The 12515-nt window shown below is 61.9% G+C and carries 8 protein-coding genes and 2 tRNA genes; 3 read left to right on the forward strand and 7 right to left on the reverse strand.

The window, feature by feature from the left end; translation table 11 throughout:
- Positions 1–18 precede the first annotated feature (18 nt).
- From HQ843_RS18315 to HQ843_RS18330, 4 genes are all read right to left on the reverse strand, one after another.
- Complete coding sequence (locus HQ843_RS18315; RefSeq protein ID WP_180901808.1) at positions 19–2931, reverse strand: valine--tRNA ligase; 2913 nt, start codon at positions 2929–2931, stop codon at positions 19–21.
- Positions 2932–3134: 203 nt separating this feature from the next.
- Entirely contained in the window at positions 3135–3845 is a 711-nt protein-coding gene (locus HQ843_RS18320; RefSeq protein ID WP_246710437.1) for a PopZ family protein, read from the reverse strand.
- Positions 3846–4047: 202 nt separating this feature from the next.
- Positions 4048–4716, reverse strand: coding sequence for a protein-L-isoaspartate O-methyltransferase family protein (locus tag HQ843_RS18325; RefSeq protein ID WP_371822163.1), 669 nt, complete (start codon positions 4714–4716; stop codon positions 4048–4050).
- A 325-nt stretch (positions 4717–5041) separates the two neighbouring features.
- Positions 5042–5115 (reverse strand) — tRNA-Cys (locus HQ843_RS18330).
- A gap of 262 nt (positions 5116–5377) precedes the next feature.
- On the opposite strand from HQ843_RS18330, the gene HQ843_RS18335 reads away from it, so the two are divergent.
- From HQ843_RS18335 to HQ843_RS18345, 3 genes are all read left to right on the forward strand, one after another.
- The gene (locus HQ843_RS18335; RefSeq protein ID WP_180901805.1) at positions 5378–7303 is read left to right on the forward strand and encodes a mechanosensitive ion channel family protein; all 1926 of its coding nucleotides are present in this window, start codon (positions 5378–5380) and stop codon (positions 7301–7303) included.
- A gap of 46 nt (positions 7304–7349) precedes the next feature.
- On the forward strand, positions 7350–8024 hold the full coding sequence (locus tag HQ843_RS18340; RefSeq protein ID WP_180901804.1) for a hypothetical protein: 675 nt from the start codon (positions 7350–7352) through the stop codon (positions 8022–8024).
- Between the two features lie 137 nt (positions 8025–8161).
- A tRNA-Asn gene (locus tag HQ843_RS18345) sits at positions 8162–8236 on the forward strand.
- Between the two features lie 310 nt (positions 8237–8546).
- Here the strand turns inward: HQ843_RS18345 and HQ843_RS18350 are convergent.
- The 3 genes from HQ843_RS18350 to HQ843_RS18360 form a co-directional block, all read right to left on the reverse strand.
- Positions 8547–9941: a M20 family metallopeptidase gene (locus tag HQ843_RS18350; protein ID WP_180901803.1), complete on the reverse strand. Its 1395-nt coding sequence runs from the start codon at positions 9939–9941 to the stop codon at positions 8547–8549.
- 133 nt (positions 9942–10074) lie between these two features.
- Positions 10075–11616, reverse strand: a complete 1542-nt coding sequence (locus HQ843_RS18355; protein WP_180901802.1) for an ABC transporter substrate-binding protein — start codon at positions 11614–11616, stop codon at positions 10075–10077.
- 38 nt (positions 11617–11654) lie between these two features.
- Positions 11655–12515 carry a serine hydrolase gene (locus tag HQ843_RS18360; RefSeq protein WP_180901801.1) on the reverse strand — a complete coding sequence of 287 codons (861 nt, stop codon included), beginning with the start codon at positions 12513–12515 and terminating at the stop codon, positions 11655–11657.

Consider the following 12515-nt stretch of genomic DNA (forward strand, 5'->3'; position numbering starts at 1 on the left):
CCGAGACCGGAACGGCCATCACTCCGCTTCGGTCACCCGCGAAAGCGCGATCGTCAACTGCTCGCGCTGCTGCTGCAGTTCCTCGAAGCGTTCACGCTCGGTCGCGACCACTTCCGGATCGGCATTGGCGATGAATTTCTCGTTGCCGAGCTTTTTCTGGCTCCGCTCGATATCGGCGTCGACCTTGCCGATCGCCTTTGTCAGACGCGCGGTCTCGGCGGCGACATCAATCAGCGCGCCGAGCGGAATGCAGGCGGTGGCCTCGCCGACGATCACCTGGGCCGAGCCCTTGGGGGCGACCTTTTCGAAATCGAGCGAGTCAATGCGGGCAAGCCGCTCCAGCGCCGGATAATGGCGGGCGGTGCGCTCGCGGGTCTTTGCATTGGCGCCGACGAAAATCAGCGGCGCCTTGGCTGCGGGCGGCACATTCATTTCCGCGCGGGCCGAGCGGATGCCGGAGACCAGATCGACCAGCCAGTTGATCTCGTCGGCCGCCTCATCGTCACGGAAGCCCGGCTCGTGCCAGTCGGCGTGGCAGCAAAGCCCCTCGCCGCCGATATGGGTCCACAGCTCCTCGGTCATGAACGGCATGAACGGGTGCAGCAGCTTGTAGGTTTCGGCCAGAACGTAGGCTACGCAATGCTGGGCTTCGGATTTCGCGGCCTCGTCCTCACCCATGAACACCGGCTTCAATAGCTCCAGATACCAGTCGCAGAGCTCGTGCCAGACGAAACGATAAAGCGCGTCCGCGGCCTCATTGAAGCGGAAGTTCTCGATCGCGGCGGTGACCTCTTCGGTGGTCTTCGAAAGCTCGGTCAGGATCCAGCGATTGATGGTCTGGGTTGCGCCAGACGGACGGAAACTGCCGTCGAGCTTCATGCCGTTCATCTCGGCGAAGCGCGTGGCATTCCAGAGCTTGGTGCCGAAATTGCGGTAGCCGGCAATTCGGCTCTCATCGAGCTTCACGTCCCTGCCCTGCGCCGCCATGATCGCCAGCGTGAACCGCAGCGCGTCGGCGCCGTATTCCTCGATCAGGTTGAGCGGATCGATGACGTTGCCCTTCGACTTCGACATCTTCTGCCCGTTCTTGTCGCGCACCAGCGCATGGACATAGACGGTGTGGAACGGCTCGATCGGATTGCCGTCCTCGTCCTTCATGAAGTGAAGCCCGGCCATCATCATCCGCGCGACCCAGAAGAAGATGATGTCGAAGCCGGTGACGAGCACGCTGGTTGGATAATAGCGGGCAAGTTCTTCCGTCTCGTCCGGCCAGCCGAGCGTGGAGAACGGCCAGAGCGCGGAGGAGAACCAGGTGTCGAGCACGTCCTCGTCACGGGTCAGGATATTGCCGGGCTCGTAGTTTTCGAGCTGTTCCTCGACCCAGGCCTTCCACGGCCCCTCATGGGCGATATAATGCTGGATCGCGGCGTCGAGCGCCTCTTCCTCGGTCTTTTCGACGAAGACCTGGCCATCCGGCCCGTACCAGGCCGGGATCTGGTGGCCCCACCAGAGCTGGCGCGAGATGCACCACGGCTCGATGTTTTCCATCCAGTCGAAATAGGTCTTTTCCCAGTTCTTCGGCACGAAATTGGTGCGGCCCTCGCGGACCGATTCAATCGCCGGCTCGGCAAGCGTCTTGGCGTCGGCGAACCACTGGTCGGTCAGCATCGGTTCGATGACCACGCCGGAGCGGTCGCCGAACGGCTGCATGATCTTCCTGTTCTCGACGAAGGGAATGGCATTGCCCTCGGCGTCGGTCACGGTAACGGCAAGGCCCTCGGCATTGATCGCGTCGACGATGCGCTTGCGGGCGGCATAGCGGTCGAGACCGCGATATTCGTCGGGCACCAGGTTGATGTCGTCGACCTCGGCCTCGCCCGGCAGTTCGCCGGACTTCGCGATTTCCATCGCCTGCTTCGCGCAGACGGCATAGGGCTCGCCGTCGTCACGCAGCGATGCCTTGGTGTCCATCAGCCGGTAGAGCGGAATGTGGTTGCGGCGGGCGACCTGGTAGTCGTTGAAATCATGCGCGCCGGTGATCTTGACCGCGCCGGAGCCGAAATCCTTGTCCGGATATTCGTCGGTGATGATCGGGATCAGGCGGCGATGTTCTTTAGGGCCAACCGGAATTTCGCAGAATTTTCCGACGATTGACGCATAGCGCTCATCCGACGGATGAACCGCGACGGCGCCGTCGCCGAGCATGGTTTCCGGACGCGTGGTCGCAATCGAGATATAGTCGCGCGTTTCCTGAAGCACGACATTGCCGTCTTCGTCCTTCTCGACATAGGTATAGGTCTCGCCGCCGGCCAGCGGATATTTGAAATGCCACATGTGGCCGTCGGTCTCGCGGTTCTCGACCTCGAGGTCGGAAATCGCGGTTTCGAATTCGGGGTCCCAGTTGACGAGGCGCTTGCCGCGATAGATCAGGCCGTGCTTGTAGAGCGAGACGAACACCTCGCGGACGGCCTCCGACAGCCCATCATCCATGGTAAAGCGCTCGCGCGACCAATCGCAGGAGGCGCCGAGGCGCTTGAGCTGGTTGAGGATCTGGCCGCCGGATTCTTCCTTCCACTGCCAGACCTTGTCGATGAAGGCCTCGCGGCCCATCTCGCGACGGCCGGGAAGCTGGCGCTCCATCAGTTGCCGCTCGACCACCATCTGGGTGGCGATGCCGGCATGGTCCATGCCCGGCTGCCACAGCGTGTCCTTGCCGCGCATCCGCTCGAAGCGGATCATGATGTCCTGCAGCGTGTTGTTGAGCGCGTGGCCCATATGCAGCGAGCCGGTCACGTTCGGCGGCGGGATCACGATCGAGAAGCTCTCCTTGCCCGGCTTTGCATTGGCCCCGGCGCGGAAGGCATCGGCCTGCTCCCAACGGCTGGCAATCCTGGGTTCAACGCTCTTGGCGTCGTAAGTCTTCTCAAGCATGTCTTCGCCAATTCCTGACTGATAACAAAACCGGTGGAACGCATGTCGCGCGCATCCGGATTAAACGGCGGCGGGCCGCCGCGGCTCCCGACACGGAACCGCGGCCCTTCGCAGCCTGTCGTTGTTAAGCGCTTGGCTTCAGGCCTGTCAACAACAAAGCCGCCCCGGCAGGAGCGGCTTTCACACGATGAACAAACGGATTTTCAGCGCTTCGCGTTGCGCATGCGTTCGATTTCCTTGCCGACCATCTCCTCGACGATCGACGGCATATGTTCCTCGATCCAGTCCCTGAGCAGCGGACGCAGTTCCTCGACCACGATTTCCTCGATCCTGCGCGCGCCCTCGCGATCAAGCGCGTCGGAGAGCGCGTGAAGCGCATTGCCGATCCGCTGCTCGGACCCCGCCGACAGCAGCCCGTCCTGATGCGATGTCGGCTCGGAGGCCTCGCCACCCGCATCACTTTCCTGATGCGCTCCGCCGGTCGCCTCACGGACCTGACGCGCGACCTCGCCGATCGTACCCGGATAGACCGCCTGACGGTCGAATTCGAGCGGATGCGGACCGGGTGATACCGACTGTCTTGCCTGCGGTTCAGGCGCCAGAGGCGTCTGGCCCGTTTCCGGGGTCTCCTGCTCGGCAAGGCCCGAATCCTGTCGGGCGTCCGCCTGCCTCGGCTGCTCGCGATCATCATCGAAGGTAAAGGCGGGGCGGCGTGATATGAAATCATTGTCGCCGATAGGCTCTGGATCCTGATCGGCTACCGGTGGCTCGCGCGTGTCGTGATCGCGCTCCTGCTGGCGCTGCGGCTCATGGTCGCCATAGCGGTTCTCTCTGGGCGCGGCAGCGTTGTCACGCGGGCCCGCCGCTCTCGGCGAACGCCCGACGTCGTCGCCGCTGTCGATAATCCGGCGAATCGAAGCGAGAATTTCTTCCATCGAGGGTTCTTGCTGCAATTTCGGCTGCGCCATTACAAACCTTCCCACGCGTTAACGTCGTCCCAAGCGTCGAATCGCCGACAACGATACGTCAGCTCCAGCCTTATGAAGACCGAAACCGTCATATTTTCAGCGCTGTACACAGGATTTTCGGGACACGTAACGCAGAACTTCCGGATTACTAGAATTCGAAGACCTTCACGCGCGCGAAACCGGGAAGCGGCTTGACGGCTGCATTGAAGGACGAGAGAGACGAAAACACATCGCCGTCGCGATGATAGATGACTGCCCGTGCGGCGTGGCCCATGCCCTCGACACAGACGAGCCGGCCGCCATCGCGCAACTGGTTCAGCAGCGCGTCCGGCACCATTTCGACCGCGCCGTTGAGAAAGATCGCGTCATAGGGCGCCTCGGAGGGATAACCCTCGGGCAAACCGCCGCCGACCACCACCGCATTGTCATAGCCGAGTTCCAGGAATTTCGCGCTCGCGCTTTCGACGAGTTCGTCGTCGCTGTCGATGCCGACCACCGACTGAGCCAGCAGCGAAAGGATGGCGGCGGCATAGCCATCGCCCGCGCCGACCACGAGAACCACATCTTCCTTGGAAACGTCGAGAAGCTGGACCAGCTTGGCAAGCGGCGACGGCTCCATCATGTAGCGGGCGGGGCCTGCCTCGTTGGCGGGCTTCACGAGGATGTCCTCGTCAATATAGGCGAGCGGCCTGGATTGCGGCGGCAGGAATGCTTCCCTCGGAACGGCGAGAAAGGCCTCAAGCACCGGATGGGCTGTCACATCGGTCGGCCGGATCTGGTTCTCCACCATCTTCCTGCGCGCCGTTTCGAAATTCATCATGGCCATCAACCTCGCAAACATTCGCCCTTCTGCGCCGTCCTGACGCACAAGATGTTTTCATAGATGCGCTGCCGCCCGCATGCAAGACGGGAGATAGTTTCATGCAAAAAAGCGGCAAGAAAGAAGGCGCACCGGAATGCGCCTTCCCGCAAGTTGGGCAATCTGTATGGCGCTCCCGCCGATAGGCTCAAAATTCCTGCCAGCAACCGGGGTGGAAAGCGAACAAACTGCCACACCACCCGCCGCCGATACGTTCCCGACTGCCACACCCGCGCAGAAACTCAGGTAACTTCAGATATTTGGATAAGTGAAAAAGGTAAGATGGAGGCCTCGGCCGGAATCGAACCGGCGTGCAAGGATTTGCAGTCCTCTGCGTAACCACTCCGCCACGAGGCCAAACATTTATCGATCGAAGGGTTGGCGGGGATTTAGAATGATTTAATTTGATTTGCAATAGCGCTGCCCGGCACGATTTCATTTTATTTCGCGAAGTTGCGCCGTTCGCCTGCGGGCGCGTTAAAACGGAGCGCTTCTGGTCAGGCCTCGCCTCCTGATATCGTCAACCCCATCGAAAGGCAGCGCTTCAGGCTTAAAACGCCGTGCGAATCGGATAGTGTTGAATGAAAGCGATGAATGTGTCGCAACCGTGGGGGGACGAATGCTGACCTTTTCAAAATCTGCCGGATATTTCGCGGCCCGGGTTGTTTTCGTCATCATGCTGACCGCAATCCTTCAGCTCCATTCCGCCTTCGCGCAGGAGCTCGATGAGGAGAAAACCTCGTCCGAGCTGGTCCAGGAGATATTCCAGGATGCCCAGGGAAACGCCGGACTGAAAGCGCGCTATGAGCGGCTGGTGACAAACCCGATTTCACCGCCCGACACCCGCAGCCCGCGGGCGACGCTCGAAAGCTTCCTGGTGATCATGCAGACGGCCAGCGAACTCTGGCTTGAGGTGCGCGACAGCTATTTCGATGGCGACACGTTCTTCATGACCCGCGCCCAGCGCGATCAGCTTGTTCTGGTGCAGTCGCTTCTCGAAAAGGCGGCGCGGACGTTCGATCTTTCGGCGATACCGGCCGCGTCGCGGCAGCGCGCAAGTATCGAAACGGTGCTGCAGCTTCAGGAGGTTTTCGACCGGATCTACCTTCCGCCGGTAGACGAAATACCCGGCCTTGCCGCAGGCGCCTTCGTCCTGTCGGACTCCGAGGAAGGCACGCTCCCCGCGAAATGGATCATTCCCGGCACCAGCCTGACGATCGCGCGCCAGAAGGAAGGCCCGCGCGAGGGTGAATATCTTTTCGCCCAGGGCACGATCAACCAGATCGCCGATGATTATGAAGAGGTCAAAGCCCTGCCGATGATCGCCGATAGCGGCGAGGACCTCTACCAGTATTACATATACACCCCCGGCAACCTGGTCGCGCCCCACTGGTATGAATTTATTCTGGAAGGCCCCTACTGGCTGCGATACCAGTTTGGCAACCAGGCCTATTGGCAATGGTTGGGACTGGGGCTGATCGTCGTCATATCCATGGCCGGCCTGATCAGCTACAGCCGCTGGAATGCACGGCGGGCGGTCCCGCTGGATCCCGCCAGACGGCAGACGCGCCGCATTGTCGCGCCCTTGCTGATCATCGTGATGGCAAACATCATCCGGTTCCTCATCGAGGAGCAGATCAATATCACCGGCGACCTGCTGCAGATTACCACTGCCGCTTTGAGCGCCGTCATATGGACAGTCTCGGCGTGGTTCACATACCAGCTTCTGCAGATCCTCTATATGTGGACCATCCGCAACCCCGCGCTCAGCAATGCCACGCTCGATGCCAGCCTGCTGCGCACCGGCTTTCAGGTGATGTCCTTCATCGTGGCGATTGTCGTGCTCGGCTATGGCGCCACGCAGATCGGCATTCCGATCTACGGCGTCGTCGCCGGTCTCGGCGTCGGCGGTCTGGCGATCGCCCTCGCCGCCCAGCCGACGCTTGAGAATTTCATCAGCGGCGTGCTGCTCTACGCCGACCGGATCGTGAGGGTCGGCGATTTCTTCCAGTTCGACGATACCGCCGGCACGGTGGAGGAAATCGGAATCCGCTCGACCCGCATCCGCGCCCTTGACCGCACCCTCATCATCGTCGCCAACGCCGATCTGGTGAAACGCAAGATCACCAATTACAGCCGGCGCGACGTGTTCCTGTTCCGTCACAAGATCGGCCTCAGATACCAGACCGACGCCGACACGCTGAACCGGGTGATGGAGGATATGCGCGCGCTGCTGTCATCCCATGACAGCGTGCTGGAAGCGCCCCAACGTGTCCGCTTGGTGGAATATGGCGAATCGGCCGTGCTGATCGACATCTACGCCAATATCTCGTCGTCTGACATCAATGTTTTCCTGGAGGTGCAGGAGGAATTGCTGCTCGCGATCCGGGACATCGTCGAACGCAATGGCTCCAGCTTCGCCTACCCCTCCTCCACCCTCTATCTGGCGCGCGACAACTACGGGGAACACAAGCCGGATACAGCCGTTCTCCCCAATGAGAAGCAGGACACGAAGGACGCACCGCCGGCGGGCAACGAGAGCTAGACCGTTTCCATGATCGGCCCGCTCGCGCTGTGCCAGGGAGATCGCGATGTGGGGTTGGATCAACGATAACGCGGCCGCGATCAGCGCCGTTGCAAGCATCGCCACGCTGATGATCTGGGTGATCTACCTTCAGATGCTGTTCAGCGGGTTCCGCGAGGGGCGACGGGCCAAGATCCTGATCAACCGCGGCGGCAGCCCCACGCTCAATGGTCATTGCCTTGTTGCCAACATGAGCGCCAAGGCGATCTTCATCGACGCCGTGTTGCTCGATTTCAGCGTGAACGACGAAGCCGGCCGGCGACATTTCAGCTATTCTCTGAGCAACCTCACCTTCGAGGACGACAACGCATCGGATCCGCGCGCCAAACTGTTCCAGGGGCCGCTGGCCGCTGCCGAGCATCTCGACCTCGGCACCTTCCGGACATTGATCGAAAGAATGTCGCCGCCGGATTTCGACCGGTTCGAGACCATCGAGAGCATCCGCATCACCATCGTGGCAACCTACACCTCGGAGGACCGGCCCGTCGCCGCCGAACGGGTTTTCGACATTATCGGCGAGCGTGATGAATTGGTGGTCTCCCCGCGCAGCTACGCCGCAACGCAGTTGCGTAGCCACCGCCAGCGCCGCCGGATCGAAAGGTCGCGGCGAGACCTGCACCAGTCGGAACGCGACGGACGTGATAGGTCGGCCAGCGTGGACGCACGGCATAGCATATCCTGACCGCCCGATCCGGTTCACCGGCCGGTTACGCGAGCGACGCAAACTTCTTTGCTTTTTTTATCGAAAAGGGCTTGGCAAATCACCTCACCATTTGTATTAACCCGCTCACACCGCAGCGCCCCACACGGCGTGAATGTTCCCTGGTAGCTCAGCGGTAGAGCATTCGACTGTTAATCGACAGGTCGTCGGTTCGAATCCGACCCGGGGAGCCACTTTACCATCTGCATGATTTTGGTACACGGGCCCTGAGAATGTTCTTGCGGACGCGGTATTGCGCCAGCCATCTCCGCCGAAAGGCAGTCGAGCCCGAGGTCGCTCCGGGCTTAAAATCTCAATCCGATTATTCGCATGGTCAGCTCAACGGCGGCATCCGCAAGCACCGCGCCCCGATGGCGCTTGCCCGGAAGCGCGCCGGGGCAAACGAAGCTCAGTCGGGCTCGACACTGAGCTTCATTGAAATATTCCGCTGTCGGATTGGACGCCGCGCCGCACAAGGGCAGCATTGTGGCCAGATCACGGTCTTCAGCGCTTGCTGGTTTTCTCGTTCCATTCCGCGCGCGCGCGTTCAATCAGGTCCGGGTCGGAGATCGCCTTGATGCCGGTGGCGGCTATGGCCTTGGCGGCGTGCACCAACGCCTTGTGGGCGGCCGGGCTCTTGCCCTGGGCAACGACCTGCCAGGTATGGGGATTGGTGCCGATCGCCCAGGCCGGCGTCCAGCACTGCGCTGTGGGGATAGCCCAGCTCACGTCGCCGACATCCGTGGAGCCGGCCCGGAAATGGGAGCGCCCCTCGAAGGCTCGAAGGCCCCGGTGCAGCGGCTCTGATCCGTCGACCGGCGTATTCGATAGCGCATCGCCCTTGATCTGATAGAGCCGGATACTGCTGTCGATCGCCTCCTGGGAAAACGTCGCCTGAATATCCCTCGCGAACGCCTCATCAGCCTCGTCAAACGACACGGGGCCGAGCGCGGTCATCTGCTCATGCATCGCCGTTTCGAGCGTGATGTTGGGCAGAAGGCTGTTGGTCGCCTTGCCCAGTTCCAGCTCGACACTGGTTTCGGTCATCAGGGCTGCCCCTTCCGCAACCTTTTTCACCCGTTCTGCGAGCGCCCGGGCGCCGACGATCTCCGGGGCCCGGATCATGTAGCGGCCGGCCGCGCGCGCCTGGACGACATTGGCCGCGACGCCGCCGGTTTCGGTGATGGCGTAATGGATCCGGCAATCAGCCGGCATGTGCTCGCGTAGGAAATTGATGCCGATATTGGTCAGTTCCAGGGCGTCGAGCGCGGAGCGTCCGAGATGGGCGGCGTTGGAGGCGTGCGCCGCGATCCCCTTGAAGCGGATGTCGTATTCGATCACGGCGAGATTGTTGGTGGAGCGCACGCCGTTGAACGGCGCGGGGTGCCAGGTCAGCGCGAGGTCGACATCGTCGAAGACCCCGGCTTCGGCCATGATCGTCTTGGCGCCGCCGCCCTCCTCTGCCGGGCAGCCATAGTAGCGCACGGTCGCCTGCAAACCGCATTTTTCGAGATGCCGGGCGAGACCGACGGCAGCCAGAAGCGAGCCGGCGCCAAGCAGGTTGTGCCCGCAGCCATGGCCGCTCGCGCCCGGATTTTCGGCTTTCTCCTCGGCAATGCCCGCGATCTGGTTCATCCCGGCGAGAGCGTCGAATTCGCCGAGGATCGCGATCACCGGCTTGCCGCTGCCATATTCGCCGACAAAGGCGGTCTCGATGCCGACAACGCCGCGGGTCACCCGAAATCCGAATTTCTCTAGTAGCGCCGCCTGGAGCCGGGCCGACTCGAATTCCTCGAATTTCAGCTCTGCCAGGTCCCATATCCGGTCGGAGAGTTCGATGAATTCGGGCTTCAATGCCTCGATTTCATCCGCGAGTTGTTCAAGCGCCTGCTGCGTCATGGGGAAGGTCCTGTTTGCTGCCAAAGCAGCGGGTTTCGAGGTCATGAAAGGTCGCGCGGCCCATTTCGACGGGCCGCGTGATCATTTGTCCGAAGGGGAAGCCGCGCCGGAAAAACGGCGCGGCGTAATCGGGTCAGTCGACCGAGACTTCCCAGACGCGGGCATTGCCCTGCCAGACGGGCGCACCCTGGAGGCTCTCGGTCGCCGCCCAGATGTCGACCATGTCGTACATGAACAGGCCGGGCATATCCTCAAGCATCAGCGTGTGGAATTCGTCGAAGATCTGCTGACGCTTGTCCTGATCGGTCTCGCGATAGGCGGCGTCGAGCAATTCGACGGCCTTCGGGTTTTCCCACATCAGCGACGTGTTTTCATCCTTGTCGCCAACGTAGAAGCTCATCATCAGCGCCGGGTCGAGGCGCGGCGAGACCGACTGCGAGATCACCTGGTAATTGCCCGAACGGCGGCGCTCCACCTGGGTGGCGTAGTCGATCACCTCGATCTCAACGTTGAGGCCGGCCTGCTGCATCATCGCCTGGGCGATGATCGCCGCCGGATAGCTCGGGACGTTGCCGCGACGGTTGGCGATGATGCTGATCGGCTCGCCGTTATAGCCGGCATCCTTCAGTTCCTTCTTCGCCGCCTCGATGTCGTAGGGCAGGCATTTCTGCTGGGTCTCGCTGTAATAGATCGAGTTGGTGGCGATCATCGAGCAATTGGCCGTGCCGGTTCCGTTGGAAGCGGCGGCGACGAGCTGCGGCAGATCGAGCGCCATGGCCATGGCGCGGCGAACGCCGGGGTTCGACAGAACCGGGTCGCGGGTCTGCATGTAGAACAGGTTCTTGCCATTGTTGACGGCGACGATCAGCTTGCTGTCGTCCCGATCCTCGAACTCGGGCATCAGGTCCGGCGAGATTTCGGCGAGATCGAGTGCGCCGGACTGGATGCCGGCCTTCACCGTGGAGGCATCCGGAACGACCATGAACTTGACGCCGTCGACGAGCGGCGCCTTGGCGCCGACCGTGCCGTCCGGCTTGCCGTCGTTTTCCGGCGAGACATAGGCGTCGTTCTTCGTGAGATGGACGTATTCGCCCTTCTTCCACGCGTCCCACTTGAACGGACCTGTGCCGATCGGCTCGACAAAGCTGCCGTCATCGCCCACCGATTTCGGCGAAATGATGCCGGTGAAACCGCATTCCGGCCGCGCCATCAGACCGAGAAAGACCGCCGAGGGTTCGGCAATCGTCATCGTGACCGTGGCGTCGTCAACCTTCTCGACGCCCGTCAGCTTGACCACCCGGCTGCCGTCGAAATCCGGCAGGCAGCGCCACTTGTTGGCCGCGTCCATGTAGCGGTTCATGGTCCAGACCACATCGTCGGCGGTCATCTTGTCGCCGTTGTGGAAGGTGACGTCATCGCGCAGCGCGAAAGTGTAGGTCAGCCCGTCTTCCGACATCGAGACCGATTTGGCGAGAAGCGGTTCGACGGCGCCGTTTTCGGTGTAGCCGACGAGCCCTTCCAGGATGTGCATCATGATCGCATCGGTATTGCCGTCACGGTTGACGCCCGGATCGTTGGAGCGCAGGTCCGAGGAAAGCGCGACGACGATGTCGCGCGCCGCCGCCGTCTGGGTGAGCGCCGCCAGCATGACGCCGGCGAGGAGAAATTTCTTCATGTTCGTCCCTCTTTGCAGTTGGTTTTCTCTGCGGGTCTTCAAAGTCCGGTGAAACAGGCGCGGGCAAGCCGGCCGATCGTCTCAAGCGACACCGTATAGCCGGGAAGCCCGTCCGGCATGGTGAGCGGTACCCCGTCCGTGTAGGCGGCGAGGATGAAAAGCGGCGCGCCGTCGCGATAGACGATGCCCGCATCCATTCGCCCGCGCTTGCCCCGACCGCCCTTGCTGGCGATCACCGTATCGAAGGGAAGGCGCGAGTGAATTCCGTAGCGCAGGACCTGCGATTTCAGCATCTTCAGCGCGAACGCCGAGAGCTCCTGCGAAATGCCGAGCCGGGCCGCAGCCGCGGCATCCGTCTGGGCGGCCAGAATGGTATCGAGCAGCATCACCTGGTCGGCCGCCGTCGTCACCGTCACCGCGTCGAGCGGGTGGTCATGCGGCAGCGCGATCGGCGGGATCAGGAAGCGGTGATGCGTGCCCGTCATGCCGATCGCCGCGCAATAGGCCGAGACCTCCTCAAGGGTGAGCCGCTCGAACACCATATGGGTGCAGACATTGTCGGAAAGCGTGATCATGCCGGCGATCGCATCGCGGAACGACAGGACCATGCCCGGCGTCATATGGCGCAGCACGCCGCTTGCCACCTGCTCGGCGTGATGCGGCTCATAGACGATCTTCTCGTCGAAGCTCAGCCGCCCCTCCCCGACCGCCTTCAGCGCCGCCATCATGATCGAGATCTTGCGGGTCGAGGCGGACGGGGTTTCCTCCTGCGCACCGCGTTCGATGGTTTCGCCGGTGAGCAGGTTCTGGACCTTGAAGCGCACGGTGAAATCCTGCGCGTCACAGATCTTCGCAAGCTCGGCGGCGGTCGTTTCGGTCTTTTCGGTTGTTTGCGTCAT

This window comes from Martelella sp. NC20, assembly GCF_013459645.1.
Taxonomy (GTDB): domain Bacteria; phylum Pseudomonadota; class Alphaproteobacteria; order Rhizobiales; family Rhizobiaceae; genus Martelella.